This is a genomic window from [Clostridium] scindens (genome assembly GCF_019597925.1).
Classification (GTDB): domain Bacteria; phylum Bacillota; class Clostridia; order Lachnospirales; family Lachnospiraceae; genus Clostridium_AP.
Genome location: NZ_CP080442.1, coordinates 1,196,639 through 1,217,500, shown reverse-complemented (window position 1 = coordinate 1,217,500; position 20,862 = coordinate 1,196,639). Strand labels below are relative to the sequence as shown.

Genomic DNA, 20,862 nt, shown 5'->3' with positions numbered 1-20,862 from the left:
TTTCCAATACTGCCATCAGCAGGTTGACACGGTTATAGTCTAAGCCTGCCGCCGTCCTTCTGGGCATGCCGAAACTGCTTTTGCAGACCAATGCCTGAATCTCCATCAGCATAGGACGTGTTCCTTCCATTGCACATGCCACTACGGAGCCGGATGCATGTTCCGGCCTGCCGCTCAGCATGAATTCCGAAGGGTTCTCTACTTCCACGAGGCCGCTTTTCTGCATTTCAAAGACTCCTATTTCATTGGTCGAGCCAAAGCGGTTCTTGACCGCTCTTAGAATACGGTAGGACGCATGCCGGTCTCCCTCAAAGTAGAGCACTGTATCCACCATATGTTCCAATACCCTGGGGCCTGCAACCGTACCCTCTTTCGTTACATGTCCTACGATAAAGATGGATATGCCTAGCCCCTTGGCCAGCTGCATCAAGATATTCGTAGACTCTCTGACCTGCGACACGCTTCCTGGTGCTGACCCCACTTCTTCATTATACATAGTCTGAATCGAATCGATCACCACCATGTCCGGCGTCTGCTGCTCGATCACGCCGCGTATCATATCCAGATTCGTCTCGCACAGAAGAAAAAGGGTATGGGAGAAATCCCCCATCCGGTTTGCCCTAAGCTTGATCTGCTTTAAAGATTCCTCTCCCGATATATATAATATCTTTTTATTCATAGCAGCCAGCCTCTGGCAGACCTGCAGAAGAAGCGTAGATTTCCCGATTCCAGGATCGCCTCCGACCAGCACCAGAGATCCCGGTACGATTCCTCCTCCAAGCACCCGGTCAAGTTCTGCCATTTCTGTCATCATGCGCTCATCTTCATCCGTCTCCACGCTGGACAAAGCTACGATCTGCGCTTCCTTCTTATCCCGCACGGTTCCAGCCTTTACAGATGTCACCTTCTCTTCAACAAAAGTATTCCATTCTCTGCATGCTGGGCACTGTCCCAGCCACTTGCTTTCTTCATGCCCGCAATTCTGGCAGAAGAATACGCTTTTTTTTGCCTTTGCCATCATTCATCTCCTTACGATCGCTATCGCCTATGCTGAAAGAAGGGCTGCTATCTGCAGCCCTTCTGACTTTATTCTCATATTCTGCTACTTCTTTACAACCTTTACCTCTACGGATTGATTTGGCTCCAGTTCCGTACTTACGCTTAACTTGCCGCTTAAATTGGTCTTCATATCCCCTACATTCACATCATCCATGTATACGACATATTCGCTGTCTGCTTCCAATTCCAGAGTAAACTGAGCATCTTTCATGCCAGATACCTTGAATGTTACTATGTCTTCCGTCGCCTTAAAGTTTTCAACCGCCGTTCCCGGCACAGACTCATATACAAACATGCCGTTCTTTTCCAACTTTGTAATCTCAGCAAAAGTCTTTACTTTATATAAATCTCCCTGAAATTCAAAACCATCCAGCTTTGTCTTATTCTCTAGTGTGTAGTCCCCAAAACTAAGCGTGCCATCAACTTCCGCTTTCAATAGGTCTTTCACTGCTGCCATTATTTTTTCCTCCTAAGGTTCTTCTTTTGTATCCCTATTATATATCAAATCAATTTTAATTTGTAGTCTTTGGAATAAATTTTATTTCTTTTTTAGACATTCCGACCGCCACTTCAGAATCCCTTGTAATCTCTCCGTTTAAGAGCGCTTCCGCAAGTTTATCCTCCAGCTGGTTCTGAACGGCCCTTCTGAGCGGACGGGCGCCATACTTCTTATCTGTGCCCGTTTCAACAATATGGCTCTTTACAGAATCCCTGATTTCCAGCTTAATGCCCAGCTGGTCTTTGGCGCGTCTGGCAAGTTCTCTGCACATCATGCTGACAATCTTCCTCATCTGCTCCTTATCAAGCGGATGGAATACCAGGATCTCATCAATCCTGTTGAGGAATTCCGGCCGGAAGATCAGCTTGATCTCATTCATAACGTTGCTTTTCATCCGCTTGTAATCCCCTGCGGCATCTTCCTTGGCATTGAATCCCAGTTTTTTCGGATCAATAATTGCCTGGGCGCCTGCATTGGATGTCATGATGATCACCGTATTGCAAAAGTCCACTTTCCTTCCCTGGGAATCGGTGATATGGCCATCATCCAGCACTTGCAGCAGGATGTTGAATACATCCGGATGCGCCTTTTCAATCTCGTCAAACAGGATGACAGAATAAGGATGCCGCCTCACCTGCTCGCTTAACTGGCCTCCATCATCATGGCCCACATATCCCGGAGGAGAGCCTATCATCTTGGCCACGCTGTGCTTCTCCATATACTCTGACATGTCAACCCGAATCATGGCGTCTTCATTACCAAACAAAGCCTCGGCCAGCGCCTTGGATAATTCTGTCTTTCCAACGCCAGTAGGACCAAGAAATAGAAACGATCCAATGGGACGCTTAGGATCCTTGAGTCCGACCCTTCCTCTTTTGATTGCCTTGGTAACCGCGGATACCGCTTCTTCCTGCCCGACAACCCTCTTATGAAGCGTCTGTTCCAGTTTATTAAGTCTGGCGCTCTCTGATTCTGCCAGCTTCTGCACCGGAATCTTCGTCCACTGGGATACTACGCCTGCAATATCTTCTTCCGTGACCGCCACTGTCCTGTCTGCATTTCTTTTATGGAAGCGCTTCTTAATCTGCTCTAGTTTATTCGCCGCCTCATCCCTCTCTTTTCTAAGCAAGGATGCTTCTGTCATATTCCCCTGGCAGATCTCCTCTTCCATCTCTTTCGACAGTTCAGCCACCGATTCTTCCAGGGTGAAGATACTGTCCGGCACCTTAAAGCCTCTTAAGCTTACTTTAGAGCACGCTTCATCCAGTACGTCAATTGCCTTATCTGGCAGGAATCTGTCATTAATATAACGGCTGGAAAGCTTTACCGCCGCCTCAAGCGCCTCTTCTTCTATCTGTACATGATGGTGCGCCTCATATCTTGTACGCAGGCCTTTGAGTATGTTCAGGCAATGCTCCTGGGTAGGCTCTTCCACCGTAATCGGCTGAAAACGCCGCTCCAATGCGGCATCCTTTTCGATATACTTGCGATACTCTACGATCGTGGTGGCTCCAATCAACTGAATCTCGCCTCTTGCGAGAGATGGCTTTAATATATTCGATGCATCGATAGCACCCTCTGCGCCTCCCGCACCTATGATCGTATGAACCTCGTCCAGGAACAGGATGATATTTCCCGCGGCTTTTACTTCCTGGATCAGCTTCTTCATCCTTTCCTCGAATTCTCCGCGGTACTTAGAGCCAGCAATCATACCGGCCAGATCCATAGTCAGAATCCTCTTATCCTTCATTCCTTCCGGAACGATTCCGGATGCGATCTTGGCTGCAAGCCCTTCGATCACCGCAGTCTTACCAACACCCGGCTCGCCTACCAGGCAGGGATTGTTCTTCGTCCTCCGGCTTAATACCTGCATCAGCCTGCCAATCTCTTCTTCCCGCCCAATGACAGGATCCAGTTTCCCTTCTTTTGCCTGGGCGGTCAGATCCGTTCCATACTGCTGTGCGACCCCTTCTTTCTTTCTGCCGGACTCCTGCAGCATTTCCTCCTGATACTCTTTCGGATCCACGCCAAGGACAGATAGGATATCCTGATATAACTTCTGAAGGCTGATATTCAAGGTCAGCAGTATTCTCGTGGCCACGCAGTCCGTCTCATGCAGCAGCGAAAGAAGCATATGCTCCGTCCCAATCTGACTAGACTGAAACCGCAAGGCTTCTGCCTTGCTCTCTTCCAGAATATATGCAAGCCTCGGGCTGATCTCCGGGTTATGGGCAAGCGCAACGCTTCCCACCGGAGATACCAGTTCATCCACTACTTTTAATATCTTTTCTTCATCAACTCCGCTTATGGCCAGCACCTGGCCCGCGACTCCAGTATAGACTTTTCTCAAGCCTAGAAGCAGGTGTTCTGTTCCTACATAAGGATGATCTAATTCTTTTGCAATATTCTTCGCAATTCTCAAAACATCATTTGCCTGTTCCGTATAATTCATTGTGTCTTTCCCTTTCTATACTCGTCAAATATCTCATCTACCAAAGCATGTACCTCTTCTCTGGAAATATCCTTGCAGCTTCCTTTTGCAAGCAGTATCCGAAGCTGCTCCTTCATCTCCAGAAGCGCCCTGGCCTTATCCACATCAATGGCAATAACCGCTCCCTTCCTTCTGTCCAGCTGGATAAATCCTTCCTGTTTCAAAATCGTATATGCCTTATTTACCGTATGCATATTGATGCCAACAGTGTCAGCCATCTGCCTTACGGAAGGAAGCGCGTCGCCCTCCCGGATAATATCCATGGCAATTCCCATAATAATCTGGTTCTGCAGTTGGACATATAACGCCTCATCACTGTTAAAATCAATCTCTATCAGCATAGTATCACCTTTTCCATCATTCGTTGTGTTATACACATAATATAGCACAACTAAAAGGAGCTTACAACCTAAATTGTAAGCCCCTTTCGCAACTTTGAAGGAATTAAGTTTGGAAATTGTCGAATTAATTAAAACAGACCTTTGATATCTGCGAACTCATAGCAGTCAAAACTATCTGCAACGTTCTTGCATGTAAGTTTTCCATCGTATGTATTGATTGCAGAGTACAGAACGTCATTGTCCTTGCAAGCCTGCTCTAAGCCTTTGCCTGCGATCTGAAGGCCATAGCTTAATGTAGCGTTAGTCAGAGCGATCGTAGATGTTCTCGGAACTGCTCCTGGCATATTTCCTACGCAGTAATGAACAACGCCTTCTTCGATGAAGATCGGATCATCATGATAGGTAACCTTTGTTGTCTCGCCGCATCCGCCCTGGTCAACAGCAACGTCTACAAATACAGCGCCTGGCTTCATCTCTTTGAGATATTTCTTCTTGAATATCTTCGGAGCAGCCTTTCCTGGAATCAGCACGCAGCCGATAACAAGGTCAGCTTCTTTAACTGCTCTCTCGATATTTGCATCGTTAGATACTAACGTCTGGATACGTGCTCCAAAGATGTCATCGAGATATGCCAGTCTCTGAAGGTTGATATCCATGATCGTTACGTTAGCGCCCATACCTACAGCGATCTTGCAAGCGTTTGTTCCAACAGATCCGCCGCCAAGGATAACGATGTTAGCCTTTGGTGTTCCTGGTACTCCGGCAAGAAGAACGCCTTCGCCGCCATATGTCTTCTCTAAGTACTTAGCACCTTCCTGGATACTAAGACGTCCAGCAATCTGGCTCATTGGAGCAAGAAGAGGAATGCTTCCGTTTCTCTCGATCAATGTCTCGTATGCAACACCCTTTACTTTTCCGTTTAAGAGTGCATCTGTCTGCGGCTTATCAGCTGCAAGATGAAGATATGTATAAAGGATCAGTCCTTCATGGAATAATGGATACTCCTCTGGCAATGGCTCTTTAACCTTGATCATCATCTCAACTGTATCCCATACTTCTTTTGCAGTATCGATCATCTTTGCGCCAGCTTCTACATACTCTTCATCTGTAAATCCAGATCCAAGTCCAGCACCTTTCTCGATATAAACATCGTGGCCTGCGTTTGAATAGCTCTTAACATTATCAGGTGTCATACCTACACGGAATTCATTGTTTTTAATTTCTTTTACGCATCCTACTTTCACTTTACTTTACCTCCTGGTTTGTAATTAAATAATTATATTTTGCCTGCCGTTCGTTCCGGCATACGACTTTGAATGAACAATATTTTTCACCACTTTTGCTTTGTGAAGAATATTATTCATTTGTCTCTAAAATTATACTAACACACCCGTCTATATTATTCAATAAAAGTTATTTTTTTCACAAAAACTTTTAATTGTGTTAAGAATATGTCAATTGTATTTACAATTGCACTTGCATATTTCCTCATTTCATGATTAAATCTAATTATAAATAAGAGAGGGGAATTTCATATTCCTGTTCTGCCGGAGGTAAACATATGAAAGAATTGAGAGAAACCATCCATAGTGCCAATTTGACGAAAACGCAGAAGATGATTGGCCAGTATGTCTTAGACAATTCGGCTGACGCTTGCTTCATGACTTCCACCGAGATAGCCATGAAATTGGGGGTAAGCGAGTCATCCGTCATCCGCTTCAGCCGGTCGCTGGGCTTTAGCGGATTCATGGATTTCCAGAAATCTTTGAGAAAAGATTATCAAGATAAGGTTCTAAGCATCTCCAGTACCATCACGGTACCGGCACAGCGGGTGGTAAAAAGAGCAAAACTTGAGAGCAACTCCGATTATATTAACCGGCATTTTAAAAATGCGGCTAAAAATCTGGAGTCCGCCCTGGTTCATAACGCTCCCGCAACATTTGAAGAAGCTGCCGACACTATCATATCAAGCAAGCGCAAATACGTTGCGGCTTCCAGAGGCAATTCATGTTTGGGCGACTATTTCCTGCTATATTTAAAGCACATGGTGCCAAATGTAGAATCAGCCAACAGTTCTGCCATCAGCCCCATTGACCACATCTGCAACATATCCAGGGATGACTGCCTGATTATGTTCAGTTTTCCAAGGTATTCTTCTATTGATAAGATTACTGCCAGAATGGCCCAGGAAGCCAACGCGAATATCATCGTAATTACAGACAAGCCAAGCGCGCTTCTGGCACAGTATGCCACCACCCTCTTCACAGTTCCGGTAGACAGCAATGCATTCTTCAATTCACTGACTGGCCCTCAGTTCGTTGCAGAGGCGCTTCTTGATACCATCAGCCACAAGGTGAAAGGAATCGAAAAAAGGTTGAAGAAGATCGACCGCTATCTGGCCGAGCTGGGCAACTATTAGTCATCTGTTTTTCTTTTATGCAGCAAGAGGGCAGGCGAAAGACTCGCCTGCCCTCTTGCTGTTATTTCCAAACTATATCTTACGCCTCATCTATCGCTTTGCCGATATCATGACGCATATATTTGTTGTCGAACTGAACCCACTGCGTCGCCGCATAGGCATTTTCTCTTGCTTCCTTCAGATCCTTCCCTTTGGCGGTCACGCCGAGCACGCGTCCTCCATTCGTCACGATCTGGCCTCCGTCAAACTTGGTTCCGGCATGGAAGCAGTAGTATCCTTCATGCTTCTTGAATTCCTCAAGGCCTGAGATCGGAAGTCCCTTCTTGTACTCCACCGGATATCCATCGCTGGCCAGGACGACGCACACGGCTGCATTGTCCTCAAACTCCAGGTCAACCTGATCCAGAGTTCCGTCAATGCAGGCTTCCACAACTTCAATAATATCATTCTTCATTCTTGGAAGAACCACCTGGGCTTCCGGATCTCCGAATCTTGCATTGTATTCCAGGACTTTCGGCCCTTCCTCTGTCAGCATCAGTCCAAAGAAGATGACGCCCTTAAAGGGCCTTCCTTCTGCTTTCATCGCATCCACGGTTGCCTGATACACATATTTGTTGCAGAATTCCTCTACCTCTTTCGTATAGAACGGGCTGGGAGAAAAGGTTCCCATGCCGCCTGTGTTAAGCCCCGTATCTCCATCGCCTGCCCGCTTGTGATCCTGAGCGGATGTCATGGTCTTGATCGTATTGCCGTCTACAAAGGATAGGACGGATACTTCGCGGCCTGTCATGAATTCTTCGATGACCATTTCATTGCCTGCAGAGCCAAACTTCTTATCCAGCATAATCGTCTTTACGCCCTCTCTGGCCTCTTCCAGGGTGCTGCAGATAAGCACGCCTTTTCCCAGCGCCAGTCCGTCCGCCTTCAGGACAATGGGGAATTTGGCTGTCTCAAGATATGCAAGGGCCTTCTGCGGATCCGTAAAATTCTCATATGCAGCCGTTGGAATATTGTATTTCTTCATCAAGTCCTTGGAAAATGCCTTGGAGCCTTCCAGGATCGCCGCGTTCTTCCTGGGTCCGAATGCGCGGATTCCTGCCGCCTCCAGTTCATCTACCAGGCCGCCCACCAGCGGATCGTCCATTCCTACGATCACAAGGTCAATCTCTTTTTCCTTGGCAAATGCTACAATCTTGTCAAATTCCATTGCTCCAATGGGAGCGCACTGTGCATATTCTGCAATGCCGGCGTTACCCGGGGTGCAGTAAATTTCATCTACCTTATCGCTCTTTGCGACACAGTATGCGATCGCATGCTCTCTTCCGCCGCTTCCGACAATCAAAACCTTCATTTCGGACCTCCTATGTATGTATCATTCTATTCTTCTTATCTCGTTCGCTTAATCTGTCGTTTCATCTGTGATCCTGGCTATGCCATCCGTCACCGTCACCTTTCCATTGGCAATCAAATCGATCGCCTTCGGAAGTATCTTCCATTCCGCCTGCTCCATCACGCGCCTTTGAAGTACTTCCGGAGTATCAGTGCTTTGCACCTCCACTGCCTGCTGCAGAATGATCGGGCCTGTATCGGTCCCCTCATCCACAAAATGCACGGTCGCCCCCGCCACTTTCACGCCGCGCTTAAGCGCCGCCTCATGCACTTTCAGCCCATAATACCCGGTACCACAGAAGGAAGGGATCAGGGATGGATGAATATTGATAATCCGATTCCTGTACTTTTCAATCATCTTTGGTGGTATGACTACCAGGAATCCAGCCAGCACGATCAGGTCCGGATTCATCCCATCTACCGCTTCCATGAACTTTTCGTTGAAGACCGCCCTGGTTTCATAGTCCTTCGGAGATATGCAAAGATTCTCGATTCCATGGTTCCTGGCTCTTTCCAGCGCATAGGCCTTCTTATTGTTACTGATCACTCCGGTAATCTTTGTATTGGTAATGGTTCCGGATTCTATGGCATCAATGATTGCCTGCAGATTTGTACCGCCTCCGGATACCAGCACGACCACATTTAGCATAACGTAACTCCCTTTTCTCCTGCTTCGATGCGTCCCACCACATAGGGCTGCTCTCCTGCCGCTTTCATTGCGTCCATGGTCTTATCCACATCTGCCGGATCAACAGCAACCATCATGCCGATGCCCATATTATAGGTATTATACATAGCATGCTCTTCAATTTGGCCTTCCCTTGCAAGCATCTTAAAGATGGGCGGTACCGGATAACTATCCTTTTCAACAACTGCGCATACTCCATCGCAGAGCATTCTTGGGATATTCTCATAGAAGCCGCCACCTGTAATATGGCTGCATGCCTTAATCTTCACGCCTGCCGCCTTCACGCTCTTCAATGCCTTCACATAGATCTTGGTCGGTGCAAGCAGCGCCTCCCCAAGGGTAGTTCCCAATTCGTCATAATATGTATTCAGAGACTCCGCCGTCATCTCAAAGACTTTGCGGACAAGAGAGAATCCATTGCTGTGCACGCCGGAAGATGCCATGCCGATCAGCACATCTCCTGGCTTTAATTCCTTCCCTGTAATCAGGTCTTTCTCATCTACCACGCCAACCGCAAATCCGGCAAGATCGTATTCGTCTTCCGGATAGAATCCTGGCATCTCAGCCGTCTCCCCGCCAATCAGGGCCGCGTCCGACTGCACGCATCCGTCGGCAACGCCGCTTACGATGGTCGCGATCTTCTCAGGCTTGTTCTTTCCACACGCAATATAGTCAAGGAAGAATAATGGCTCACCGCCTGCACATGCAATATCATTTACGCACATAGCCACGCAGTCGATACCGATCGTATCATGCTTGTCCATAATAAATGCCAGTTTTAACTTTGTTCCGACGCCGTCTGTTCCGGATACCAGCGTAGGCTTCTCCATATTCTTGAATGCCTCCATGGAGAAAGCCCCTGAGAATCCTCCGATATTCGTCAGGACTTCCGGCCTCATAGTCTGCTTTATATGCTCTTTCATAAGTTCCACTGACTTGTAGCCAGCTTCAATATCTACACCTGCATTTTTATAATCCATAACATATCTCCTTGTATATTGTTTTCATCATTCTATTCTTTTATTTCAGGTATTCCTCATAGCCGATCTCTTCCAGTCTTGCAGCCTTCGCCTGGACAGTCTCTTTCATCTCTTTGGAATATTCTTTTAATCTGCCTAAGAGTTCCTCGTCAGAGGTGGCCAGGATCTTTGCTGCCAGAATCGCCGCATTCATGCCTCCGTCAATCGCAACGGTCGCAACCGGAATTCCAGGCGGCATCTGCACGATTGAAAACAGCGCGTCTTCTCCTCCCAGATTCTTGCCTGACATCGGCACGCCGACTACCGGCATCGGGAATAATGCGGCGCACATTCCAGGCAGATGCGCTGCCATTCCTGCTCCTGCGATAATAACCTTGATTCCTTTTCCTTCTGCTGCCTTTGCCCATTCAAAGAACACGTCCGGCTCTCTGTGTGCAGAGATGATCGTCATCTCATAGTCAATTCCTAATTTTTCCAGCATCGCTGCAGCCTTGCTCATTACTTTCAGATCAGAGTCGCTGCCCATCACAATTCCTACTTTTGGCATAATCTTCATCCTTTCTCGTATAACTGCGCCAAAGCCGCGCTATCCAGGCTTCCGGCACTATGGGTTCATGATACATTATTTATCTGCATTTTTCAACGGTTCATTGAGAATCTCCGTTCCCGGAAGGACAAATCTTCCATTTTCAAGAAGGATAATTTCCTCCCCTGAATTCGTCACGACCGTAATGCTCTTTAATTCCTCATAAGGAATGGTAATGTCCGTATGGCAGTAGAAATATGCCTTGGACACATCTTCCTTGCGCTGGATGGATACGGAATTATCCCGCGCTATGATCTCTTTTCCATTGGGATTATATACTTTGATATCCTCGCTCCAGCTATAGCAGGTATCGCCCACCGCAAAGTGAGGACCCATCTTCTCCGCAATCAGAATCGGCATCTTCTCTTCAATTCCGTACTTTCGTGCCGCCACATACGCGGTCGTATTTGTACCGATTGCGAACTCTCCAAGCGGCAGGGTCGGATGCTTGTGGAGAATATTATCATGGATGTATTCCTTATTCTCCAGTTCCCGGTCAAAGTTTCCGCAGTTATAATCCGCGATCATCCCATTGGCAAATGTGATCTCCAGATCCTTATACTGCAGTTCATTCAGATAGACCTTGCTTACATGGAGCACGCCGCTGGTTCCTTCCAGCACCGGAGAAGTAAAGACTTCTCCCACCGGAATATTTACATCTGCTACGCAGTTTTCAAATATCGTCTCTTTCTGCGGATCCTTTAACGGATGCAGCTGGACCTTCAGATTCGTCCGATTGCCGTTTCCTCCGAGAATATGGACATACGTTCCCTGATCAAGTGCATCGATCAGCGTCTGCTGTACTTTCTCATAGGTCCCGGCGTCCAGCGTATTGATTCGGATGATCTCATCGAAGATCTCTTCATACTTCTCGCCAATCTCTGGGACCGGATAAGCCACAATAGTGTAACTCCTCTCATCCCCCCGGATATACTCATTGGTAATCTGACTCTGGCGGCTGTCGTAGAGCAGTACAAGTTCCTCCTGCTTTTCGGACAGTTTCAATACCTCTTCCTTCTGCTTGGGCGCAAAAGGTTCTTCTCCAAACATCTCAATGCAGGCAGGACCGGCAAACCCGGCAGCCAATTCCTTATAACGCTCATACGTAGTCTTGACGACTTCCAGCTTCCGTTCCAGGAACTTTTTATCCAGAAACAGCGCCTGGTCATTCCTATGGTCATATTCGTACTGCTTATTCGCGACAGCCCCAAAATACCCAATCTTTAGATGCTGCCTTTTGGTCAGGACGCTGACCCCAGAACGGTAGATCACCGGCTTAAGCCCCATCTTCTCAAAATTAGCAATGGCTTTTTTAATGACCCGCTCAAATCCAAGGACATAGCGGATATTAACCGTAGATTTCTTTGACAGATCCTTTCCGGTATTCACAAATCCGATCCGGTATCCTTCCGTGTAAACATCGGCCATCCTCTTTATGGCTGCGTCATCCAGCTTCATCAGATGCCTGGCCGTCTGAAGTTCATTCTCGCTTATATACTCGCCGAACTGGTACAGGTATCTTATATCGTCAAGATCGCTGTCCATAATGATGCCTGCGGCGAAGCTTTCATCTGGGTCAATCTGCTCCCGGATCCGGTCTGCGACGAATACATCGCAATAATCGCTGGCATACCAATAGATGGTCTCCTTTATATTATCAATCGCCGGATACGGCTCTCCTTCAAATTGATTGTATACTTCGACCAGAAGTTCAAATAGGATATCCAGATATTCCGTCTTCTGCTCGAATGTATAGGCAATGGCTCCTCTAAGTTCCGCGTACAGGAAGCTTAAGACTAAGCCGTAGTCCTTCCCGCACTGCTTCACGGCATAAGAGGGATTCCCATAACTGGCTTCATACCGTTCCGGAAGAATATCCTGATACAGCCGGCGGTTCCATTCCTTAAGTTCATCCAGTCCCAGCGCCTGGAATCTGCCGCTTTGAAGTTCTGTCCGCAGTTCGTCTATCATGATGGCAAATCCTGCCATATCGTGGAAATAATCCCGAAATTCGCTGCCAACCGTACTCTCTTTTTCTATTTCACGGATACGCCCGATTGCCAATTCATATCTTTCTTCTATCATTTAAAACAGCCCCCTGATGAATATTGCAGTCAGTCCAAGGAGGAAGGCCGCATTGGCGCCAATCCCCACCTTGCACGTTATGTAATTCTTATCTCTTTCCCGGAAGCCCCGCACGCCCAGCAGCAGGCCCATAAAGGATAGCGCCAGCGTGCCTAGGCCGATGAATCCTATCAGGATATTCACCTCGCCCTTGCTTGCAAATGCGATGATCAGCATGAGAACCAGCAGGATAAACACGACCACTGCGTAAAAGCAGGAATATACCCCCTTCTTTGAATGCCGAAGAGGCGCCTGGCCATACTTGGTCTTGATCATTTTCTTTCTCTGCTTTTCCCTGGCCTTTGCGATGGCTTTTGCCCTATCTTCTTCTGTGGTTATTTTTCTTTTTATAAACATGTCTTCTCCTTATTGCCGCGCAAATTATGAATAAGATGTAGCCTGCCAGTCCCCCAATCGTATTGAGCAGAAGGTCATCCACATCAAAACTTCCTACCTTTGTGACCAGCTGGAACGTCTCTACGCAGAGGCTTAGACCGAAACTGTAGAACACCGTCGAGAATAAGCTTCTGTATTTGCTGGCCATCGGCATAAAGAATCCAAACGGCATAAAGATAATAACGTTTCCAAACAGGTTGGTAAACATGGCAAACATGCCAACCTGGTCCCTATACTCCCAGAATCTTTTTATTTCTTTAAAGAGCACAAGATTATAATGGTACTCCTGCATCTCTCCCGTGCGTCCGTACCAATCGGAAAATATCAGAAAGTAAATAATAAATATAATATACAGTACGAACAATATCTTTCCGAGAATACGGATTCTTTTTCTGCTCTTTGAATTCAAAAATCAAGCACCCTTTCAATCCGGACTTCTTAGAAAGTAAGCCCTTTTTTCTCTCTCAGTAAGCGTGCTCCACTGATGATTGCCAGCACTCCTGCCGCAACTCCTACGACTGCTATCACAATTCCAACTGCAATATTGACTGCCCCGGCAAAACTCATAGCCTTATACGCTCTCTCGTTCATCATAATCCCTCCTGGTCTTATTTCACGCCATACTGTTTATAATATGTGTCAATTGCTGCTTTTAATGTATCATCAATAATAATTTTTCCTTTATATGGCTTATTGTACAGATGTTCTACCACTTCCGCCATCGTTACGATAGCCGTTGTCTTAAGTCCGTATTTTTCTTCAATCTCAGCCAGCGCGCTCTTCTCTCCCTGTCCCCGCTCCATACGGTCTACGGAAACGACCAGGCCCGCGACGGTTACGTCTCCCTGTGCCTTGATGATCGGCAGCGTCTCCTGAATAGAGGTTCCGGCAGTCGTCACGTCTTCAATGATTACAACCTTGTCTCCATCGGCAATGGGACTTCCAAGAAGGATTCCTTTGTCGCCATGGTCCTTGACCTCTTTCCGGTTGGAGCAATACTTGATATCCTTGTCATAGAACTGGCTGATCGCCATCGTCGTCGCCACCGTCAACGGAATCCCCTTATAGGCCGGCCCAAACAGCACGTCAAAGTCAAAGCCGAACTTGCTTTCTATCGCTTTGGCATAGTACTCACCTAATTTGCGAAGCTGCGCTCCTGTGCGGTAAAATCCTGTATTTACGAAAAATGGCGTGTTCCTTCCGCTCTTGGTAACAAAGTCTCCGAATTTTAATACTTCGCAGTCAATCATGAATTCAATAAATTCCTGTTTATACTGTTCCATAGTCAACATCTCCTTTTTATGGCACCTTCTGTGATTCTAGTGCATCAAGTTATTATAGCATCTGAAAATGAATCTTTCAATTGCCTTTCATGCAAAAACATCTTTATCATTTTCAGGGATTGCTTTGTATATTGCATCTTTCTTATTACAAAGCATAAGGGAGACCCTCCTGTGGAAGTTCTCCCCCGGCAGCCTTTTCACCGGCCGCTTCTTCAACTATTTAACAATGCCAACCATATCCTCAACACGGGCAAATCCATACTGCTTCATATACTGCTTTATTCCTTCCGTCACTTCTATGGTCGCGGCAGGATTGAAGAAATTGGCTGTTCCCACGGAAACCGCCGTGGCCCCTGCAAGAAGGAATTCTATTGCATCTTCAGCCGTAGCAATTCCGCCCATTCCGATGATCGGAAGCTTCACCGCATTGGCCACCTGATAGACCATTCTGACGGCAATCGGCTTGATCGCCGGACCCGATAGTCCCCCGGTCTTGTTGGCCAGGGCAAATGCCCGCTTATGAATGTCAATCTTCATCCCGGTCAGCGTGTTGATCAGGGAAAGTGCGTCTGCTCCGCCTGCCTCTGCTGCTTTTGCAGTCTCTGTAATGTCTGTTACATTGGGGCTAAGCTTCATGATCACCGGCTGCCTGGCCCGTTTCTTCACCTCCGCGGTAATTGCCTCGACCGCCTTGGGATTCTGTCCGAAAGCAATGCCTCCTTCTTTTACATTCGGGCAGGAAATGTTGATCTCCAGCATATCCACTGCTTCATCGGCAAGGCGTTCCACCACTTCGCAATAATCTTCCGTTGTCCGTCCGCAGACATTCACGATGATCCTGGTGTCAAACTGCTTAAGGAACGGGATGTCCCGCTGGCAGAATACGTCGATTCCCGGATTCTGCAGTCCGATGGCATTCATCATGCCGCATTTTGTCTCCGCGATCCTGGGCGTGGCATTTCCCGGCCATGGCACATTGGCCACGCCTTTGGTGACAACGGCTCCCAGCCTGTTAAGATCTACGAATTCGCTATACTCTTCCCCGGATCCAAAGGTTCCGGATGCTGTCATGACCGGATTCTTAAACTCTACACCAGCAAGATTAATTCTCGTATCCATTATAATTCCACCTCCGTAGACAAGAATACCGGCCCGTCCTTGCAGACCCGCTTATTATGCACATGGCTGTGGCCATCCACTTCCTTGGACTGGCACACGCATGCAAGACAAGCGCCGATGCCGCAGGCCATCCGTTCTTCCAAAGATAGATAGCATGGAATATTCTTTTCCTCGGCATACGCCTTCAGTGCCCGGAGCATTGGCGTCGGTCCGCAGGCATAGATAATCTCTGCATCCAGCCCGTTCTCACGGATGGCATCCAGTACATTTCCCTTGGTCCCAGAACTTCCGTCTTCCGTAGCCACATAGACGCTGCCGTATTCTTTTAGTTCTTCTGTCAGGAATAATTCGTCCCGGTATCCTGCTACAATCTGTTTCTCGCAGTCTAGCTGCTTTGCCAGTTCCAGCATCGGCGGTATTCCAATTCCTCCGCCGATCAGAAATGCCTTCTTCGTGCAATCCGTTAAGAATCCATTTCCCAGAGGTCCCATGACTGAAACCTGGTCGCCTTCCTTCAGTGCCGCAAACTGCTGCGTCCCTGTTCCTTTACCGGTCACCCGGTATACCAGCCGGATATAGCCCTTAGCCTTATCAATCTCGCAGATACTGATGGGACGGGGAAGCAGCTTGCTCTCATCTCTGGTATATACGGACAGAAATTGTCCCGGTCCTGCCTCTGCGGCAATATTCTCCGTCTGAATCCACAGGCTGTAGATATCTGTCGCGATTCTCTCCTGCGAGACGACGGTCGCCTGTTCTTTATACTTGCTCATCTTTGTCCTCCTATCCCCTTCATCCAATCTTTGCTTATGCGCGGCTCTCCAAGGCACCCTTGATATCCTTTACCATGTCCTCCACGGCTGCCCTGGAGGCATCCCCGAAGTTCTCCGGACCGAAGGATTGATATTTCTCCTGCTTATAGGCGGCTATGATTCCCCTGGAGGAGTTGACGATTGCTCCCAGCCCATCTTCATTAAAGAAATGTACCAGGTCCTTTCCTTTTCCGCCCTGCGCGCCATACCCCGGCACGAGGATATAGGCTTTCGGCATGATCTTTCTGAGCACCTTTCCCATCTCGGGATAGGTTGCCCCTACTACGGCGCCCACATAACTGTAAGCATCTCCCATGACTTCTTCACCCCATGCTGCCACTTTCTCGCCCACGAGTTCATAGAGCGGGCGGCCATCGATCAGCTGATCCTGGAACTCTCCGCTGGAAGGATTGGACGTCTTGACCAGCACGAAGATGCCCTTTTTCTCTTTCTTGCATACATCCAGGAACGGATTCACTCCATCCGATCCAAGATACGGATTTACCGTCACGAAATCCTCATCAAACGGCGCATAGGCCTTGTCCCCAACCTGCACCCTGCCAATATGTCCCGTGGCATAAGCGGCTGATGTGGAGCCGATATCGCCTCTCTTGATATCGCCGATGACGACCAGGCCCTTTTCCTTACAGTAATCTACCGTCTTTTTAAAAGCCGCAAGCCCCGGGATCCCGAACTGCTCATACATGGCGATCTGCGGCTTTACCGCCGGTATCAGGTCATAGGTCTTATCAACGATCTCCTTATTAAACTGCCAGATCGCTTCCGCTGCCCCCTCAAGCGTCTCGCCGAATTCTGCGAAGGCTTTCTTCTGTACCTGTTCCGGGATATAATTTAGCATTGGATCCAGCCCGACAACGATGGGGGCTTCCGTCTTTTTTATATTTGCAATCAACTGGTTAATCAACTCTTCTACCTCCTAGTTTTTCTCATCTTTGTACACGATTCTGCCATCGACCAGCGTATACCTTACTTTCCCTGTCACTGGATAGCCGTCAAACGGCGTATTCTTTCCTTTGGACGCAAAGGTATTCTTATCAATGGCGTAGGACTTGTCCGGATCAAAGATCACAATATCCGCAATCTTCCCCTCGGATACAGAGCCTTTCTCCTCAAGCCCCAGTATCTTCGCCGGATTGAAACTCATCTTTTCCGCCATATCCATGATGCTAAGAATGCCCGGCTTTACTAATTCCGTATAAGTCAGCGCCGCAGACGTCTCCAGCCCAACGATTCCAAAGAATGCCTTTTCCATGGACTGGTTCTTCTCTTCCTCCGAGTGGGGGGCATGATCGGTAGCTATGACATCCATAACGCCGTCCGCCAGCCCTTTTCTCAATGCTTCCACATCCTTTTTGCTTCTAAGCGGCGGATTCATCTTATAATTTCCATCATCTTCCTTGATATCATCTGTGCACAAGGTAAAATGATGCGGGCACACTTCGCCGGTAACCGGCAGCCCCTCTTCCTTGGCCAGGCGGATCATCTCCACGCTGTCCGCTGTAGAGCAGTGGCACAGATGAAGCCGCACGCCGGTCTCCTTCGCCAGCAGGATATCCCTTGCCACGATCACATCCTCCACGGAGTTGGTGATTCCTTTCATTCCCAGACGTCTCGCATTCTCATCCGCGTTCATCACGCCGCCTTCCACCATGTTGATATCCTCACAGTGGGCAAAAACCGAGATTCCACATGCTTTGGCTGCCTTCATTCCCTTTCTGTAGAGGGAGGCATCCATTACCGACTTCCCATCTTCGCTGATGGCATGGCATCCTTCCCTCGCCATCCCCTCAATATCCGCCAGTTCCTTCCCCTTCTGCTCTTTTGTCACTGCGCCGATCTGAATCACATTTGCAAGAGAGTCCTTTTTTGCCCTTTCATGCACATCTCTGACTTTGGCTCCATCGTCAATGACAGGCTTAGTGTTGGGCATGGCGCACACCGTCGTGACGCCGCCTCTTACGGCCGCCGCGCCCCCGGTCTTGAGCGTCTCTTTATACTCCAGTCCCGGATCTCTGAAGTGCACATGCAAGTCTATGAACCCTGGCATAACATAGCAGCCCTCCGCGTCGATGACCTGCCCTGCCTCTTCCTCTATCGTTGCCGCAACCTTCTTGATTCGGTTATCTTCAATCAGCACATCGTAGTCTCCGTCCATCCTTGTAAGCGGATCAACGACATGTCCATTTTTAATTAATATCGTCATATATGCTTTCCTTTCCGCTGTCCCTGCCTTGGCACGACAGCATGCCCATGGGGCATAGAATTCCATACTGTAGTTTATTTTATCACATGGAATAATAAAAGGGAATGCCCCATTTGGCATTCCCTTTGGATTTTTGGCTCTTTACAGTTTGTTTTTTATCGTTTCCACGGCCTTATCCAGCTGATTGTCGGCTTCCGGATTATTCTCATCCGCCTCATACTCAACCTCTACGTCGGGGGTGATTCCTTTACCGTTAATACTTCTCCCCTTAGGCGTAAAGTATTTTGCAATGGTCAGTTTCACGCAAGTATCATCCTTCAGGTCAAAGATCTGCTGTACCACGCCCTTTCCGTACGTCTGGGTTCCAACAATATCTCCGATTCCGTAATCCTGAATGGCGCCTGCATAGATTTCGGAAGCGCTGGCGCTATTGCCATTTACCAATACTGCCAGCGGCAGCGTGAACTGGTTCTCATCATCGGATGAGGCCTCCTGCCGATTGCCGTCCTTATCTTCCGTGTATACGATCAGCCCTTTGGGCAGCATCAAATCCAGCATGTCGCAGACGGTATTCAGATTGCCTCCGGGATTGTTGCGCAGATCCACTACCAGCCCCTTCATCCCCTGGCCTTCTAAGTCTTTAAGAGCCTTCTGATACTGGTCATAGGTGACGCTGTCAAATTCAGAGACCGATACATACCCGATCTGGCCATCCATCATCCGGTACTTGACCGTCTGGGCCTCGACCGTATCCCGGGTAGCGGTTACCGTCACTTCTTCATTGTCAGCGCCTCGCAGCACCGTCATCTCTACCGTCGTACCCTTTTCCCCCTTTATATGGGAGACGACCTCCGTCAGTTCTACGCCGGTAACTTCCTCCCCATTTACCTTGTAGAGAATATCGTTATCCTTAAGCCCTGCCTTCATCGCAGGAGAATCATCATAGATCTGCACCAAGGTGATGATGCCGGTGTTCATATTCTGGCTCAGCACTGCGCCGATTCCCTGATACTCTCCCTCGGTGGTCTCATAAAGGGATTTGGTCTCTTCCTCGTCATAGTATACGGAATAGGGATCATCCAGTCCACTGATGAAGCCTTTGTAGATGCCTTCTTCCAATTGCTTTTCATCTACATCGCCCATGTAATTCTGATCGATCAACTCCTTTAGTTCCGATACTTTCTTCTGCGTGCTGCTATCGACAGCGTCTTTCCCGCTGCCGCTATCCTTCATTTTTAATCCGCAGGATACAAGCCCTGCCACCAATAACATAGCAAGGGCGCCACAAAGCGCCCCCTGCAAAAATCCTTTTTTGTTTTTCATCTAATTAAATCCTGTTCTTATAGATAATTTGCCGGATTAACCGGTGTGCCATTTAAGTTTACCTGGAAATGAAGATGCGGTCCAGTAGAATTGCCGGTTGTTCCTACAGCCGCAATGTTCTGTCCTTTGCTGACTGACTGCCCCGCGCTTACATACAGGTCATTGCAATGCATGTAATACGTCGTCAATCCGTTCCCATGGTTGATAACGATCATCTTTCCTGCATTCCCGCTGTATCCTGCTGAGACAACCGTCCCTGCTGCCGCCGCATAGATCGGGGTTCCGGTTCCTGCCGCGTAATCGATGCCTTTATGGTTTGTGCTTGCGCCTGCCAGTGGCTGTTCCCTGTAACCAAACGGACTGGATATATAAGAATATCCCGGACATGGATGGGTAAAGGTTCCATTGCCAGTCACTACAGCCGCGCCGGCTGAACCGCCTCCGCCTCCGGACGCTTCTTTCTGCTTGCGCTGCGCTGCCGCCGCTGCCGCCTCCAGCTGGGACAATTTATCCTTGGTGTCTCCCAGCTCGCTGTCCAGCTTGCTGATCTCGTCCTCTTTGCTGGCCATAAGGCCGGATACTTCATCCTGCTTCGCGATCAGGTCATTCTGCATCGTCTCCAGTTCTGCGTACTCTTCTTTGAGCGCAGCCTCCTGGTCTTCCACCTTCTTTACGACCTCCTGGAATTCTACCAGCATATTCCGGTCATATTCCGAAATGGTCGTAATATACTCCGCATTGTTAAGAAAATCCCCTATGCTCTTAGACTCGCACAATATCTCGATAAACTGAGAATTGCCGTTCTCATACATATATTTGATTCTCTTCTTCATGCTTTCATACTGGTCGTTCTCATCGACTTTGGCCTGGATCAGTTCGTCTTCCTTCTCTGTTATCTCAGACTCTTTCTCGTCGATCTTTGTCTTGGTATCCTCCATCTCCGAGACAATCGAACTTAACTGTGCCTCCAGAGACGCCTTCTCGCCCTCCGCCGCTTTCTTTTTTTCTTCCAGTTCCTGCGCCTTTTTCTTCGTGTCGCTAAGATCAGCCGCATTCGCCTGGATAGCCAGGCCTAAGCATAGCATAAGCGCCAGCAGAAGGCTTATCAACCTCTTCCCTCGTATCATAT

The 20,862-nt window shown here is 48.1% G+C and carries 21 protein-coding genes (1 of these 21 running past the window's edge); 1 reads left to right on the top strand and 20 read right to left on the bottom strand.

The features are described from left to right. From radA to ald, 5 genes are all read right to left on the bottom strand, one after another. Nucleotides 1–1,018, bottom strand: the 5' portion of a protein-coding gene (gene radA / locus K0036_RS05840; protein ID WP_173694743.1) for a DNA repair protein RadA. 338 nt of this gene lie to the left of the window's left edge; the window shows 1,018 of its 1,356 coding nt (coding positions 1–1,018); it begins with the start codon at nucleotides 1,016–1,018; its stop codon lies off the left edge, out of view. Nucleotides 1,019–1,102: 84 nt separating this feature from the next. Further along, nucleotides 1,103–1,516, bottom strand: a complete 414-nt coding sequence (locus K0036_RS05835) for a hypothetical protein (protein WP_004605687.1) — start codon at nucleotides 1,514–1,516, stop codon at nucleotides 1,103–1,105. A 55-nt stretch (nucleotides 1,517–1,571) separates the two neighbouring features. Further along, nucleotides 1,572–4,010, bottom strand: coding sequence for an ATP-dependent Clp protease ATP-binding subunit (locus K0036_RS05830; RefSeq protein WP_220430937.1), 2,439 nt, complete (start codon nucleotides 4,008–4,010; stop codon nucleotides 1,572–1,574). Then, nucleotides 4,007–4,390, bottom strand: coding sequence for a GntR family transcriptional regulator (locus K0036_RS05825; protein WP_009248676.1), 384 nt, complete (start codon nucleotides 4,388–4,390; stop codon nucleotides 4,007–4,009). The genes K0036_RS05830 and K0036_RS05825 overlap by 4 nt, the downstream gene beginning before the upstream one ends. Nucleotides 4,391–4,518: 128 nt before the next feature. Then, nucleotides 4,519–5,634, bottom strand: coding sequence for an alanine dehydrogenase (ald, locus tag K0036_RS05820; RefSeq protein ID WP_025644478.1), 1,116 nt, complete (start codon nucleotides 5,632–5,634; stop codon nucleotides 4,519–4,521). 317 nt (nucleotides 5,635–5,951) lie between these two features. Here ald and K0036_RS05815 point away from each other — a divergent pair, with 317 nt between their 5' ends. Continuing rightward, nucleotides 5,952–6,809, top strand: coding sequence for a MurR/RpiR family transcriptional regulator (locus tag K0036_RS05815; RefSeq protein WP_025644479.1), 858 nt, complete (start codon nucleotides 5,952–5,954; stop codon nucleotides 6,807–6,809). A gap of 79 nt (nucleotides 6,810–6,888) precedes the next feature. On the opposite strand, the gene purD is transcribed toward K0036_RS05815, so the two are convergent. The 15 genes from purD to K0036_RS05740 all read right to left on the bottom strand — a co-directional run bounded on the left by purD (nucleotide 6,889) and on the right by K0036_RS05740 (nucleotide 20,860). Further along, nucleotides 6,889–8,160 carry a phosphoribosylamine--glycine ligase gene (gene purD / locus K0036_RS05810; protein WP_220430936.1) on the bottom strand — a complete coding sequence of 424 codons (1,272 nt, stop codon included), beginning with the start codon at nucleotides 8,158–8,160 and terminating at the stop codon, nucleotides 6,889–6,891. A gap of 48 nt (nucleotides 8,161–8,208) precedes the next feature. Beyond that, nucleotides 8,209–8,847: a phosphoribosylglycinamide formyltransferase gene (gene purN, locus K0036_RS05805; RefSeq protein ID WP_220430935.1), complete on the bottom strand. Its 639-nt coding sequence runs from the start codon at nucleotides 8,845–8,847 to the stop codon at nucleotides 8,209–8,211. Beyond that, nucleotides 8,841–9,866: a phosphoribosylformylglycinamidine cyclo-ligase gene (gene purM, locus K0036_RS05800; RefSeq protein ID WP_220430934.1), complete on the bottom strand. Its 1,026-nt coding sequence runs from the start codon at nucleotides 9,864–9,866 to the stop codon at nucleotides 8,841–8,843. The genes purN and purM overlap by 7 nt, the downstream gene beginning before the upstream one ends. A gap of 40 nt (nucleotides 9,867–9,906) precedes the next feature. Then, a complete protein-coding gene (gene purE, locus K0036_RS05795) occupies nucleotides 9,907–10,413 on the bottom strand; it encodes a 5-(carboxyamino)imidazole ribonucleotide mutase (RefSeq protein ID WP_025644485.1) in 507 nt (168 codons plus the stop codon). Nucleotides 10,414–10,488: 75 nt separating this feature from the next. Next, on the bottom strand, nucleotides 10,489–12,537 hold the full coding sequence (locus tag K0036_RS05790) for an aminopeptidase (RefSeq protein WP_220430933.1): 2,049 nt from the start codon (nucleotides 12,535–12,537) through the stop codon (nucleotides 10,489–10,491). Continuing rightward, entirely contained in the window at nucleotides 12,538–12,933 is a 396-nt protein-coding gene (locus K0036_RS05785; protein WP_025644489.1) for a DUF6142 family protein, read from the bottom strand. It lies immediately after the preceding gene. After that, the gene (locus K0036_RS05780) at nucleotides 12,896–13,381 is read right to left on the bottom strand and encodes a VanZ family protein (RefSeq protein ID WP_025644492.1); all 486 of its coding nucleotides are present in this window, start codon (nucleotides 13,379–13,381) and stop codon (nucleotides 12,896–12,898) included. The genes K0036_RS05785 and K0036_RS05780 overlap by 38 nt, the downstream gene beginning before the upstream one ends. A 29-nt stretch (nucleotides 13,382–13,410) precedes the next feature. Further along, complete coding sequence (locus tag K0036_RS05775) at nucleotides 13,411–13,566, bottom strand: hypothetical protein (protein ID WP_004605674.1); 156 nt, start codon at nucleotides 13,564–13,566, stop codon at nucleotides 13,411–13,413. Between the two features lie 14 nt (nucleotides 13,567–13,580). Further along, nucleotides 13,581–14,255 carry an orotate phosphoribosyltransferase gene (gene pyrE, locus K0036_RS05770; RefSeq protein ID WP_025644493.1) on the bottom strand — a complete coding sequence of 225 codons (675 nt, stop codon included), beginning with the start codon at nucleotides 14,253–14,255 and terminating at the stop codon, nucleotides 13,581–13,583. 216 nt (nucleotides 14,256–14,471) lie between these two features. Beyond that, complete coding sequence (locus K0036_RS05765; protein WP_220430932.1) at nucleotides 14,472–15,374, bottom strand: dihydroorotate dehydrogenase; 903 nt, start codon at nucleotides 15,372–15,374, stop codon at nucleotides 14,472–14,474. Continuing rightward, on the bottom strand, nucleotides 15,374–16,147 hold the full coding sequence (locus K0036_RS05760; RefSeq protein ID WP_025644496.1) for a dihydroorotate dehydrogenase electron transfer subunit: 774 nt from the start codon (nucleotides 16,145–16,147) through the stop codon (nucleotides 15,374–15,376). The genes K0036_RS05765 and K0036_RS05760 overlap by 1 nt, the downstream gene beginning before the upstream one ends. 34 nt (nucleotides 16,148–16,181) lie before the next feature. After that, nucleotides 16,182–17,111, bottom strand: coding sequence for an orotidine-5'-phosphate decarboxylase (gene pyrF / locus K0036_RS05755; protein WP_025644498.1), 930 nt, complete (start codon nucleotides 17,109–17,111; stop codon nucleotides 16,182–16,184). Between the two features lie 12 nt (nucleotides 17,112–17,123). After that, nucleotides 17,124–18,410: a dihydroorotase gene (locus K0036_RS05750; RefSeq protein ID WP_025644500.1), complete on the bottom strand. Its 1,287-nt coding sequence runs from the start codon at nucleotides 18,408–18,410 to the stop codon at nucleotides 17,124–17,126. Nucleotides 18,411–18,551: 141 nt separating this feature from the next. Next, entirely contained in the window at nucleotides 18,552–19,733 is a 1,182-nt protein-coding gene (locus K0036_RS05745; RefSeq protein ID WP_220430931.1) for a S41 family peptidase, read from the bottom strand. A 17-nt stretch (nucleotides 19,734–19,750) separates the two neighbouring features. After that, nucleotides 19,751–20,860 carry a murein hydrolase activator EnvC family protein gene (locus K0036_RS05740; RefSeq protein WP_025644504.1) on the bottom strand — a complete coding sequence of 370 codons (1,110 nt, stop codon included), beginning with the start codon at nucleotides 20,858–20,860 and terminating at the stop codon, nucleotides 19,751–19,753. Nucleotides 20,861–20,862: the final 2 nt, after the last annotated feature.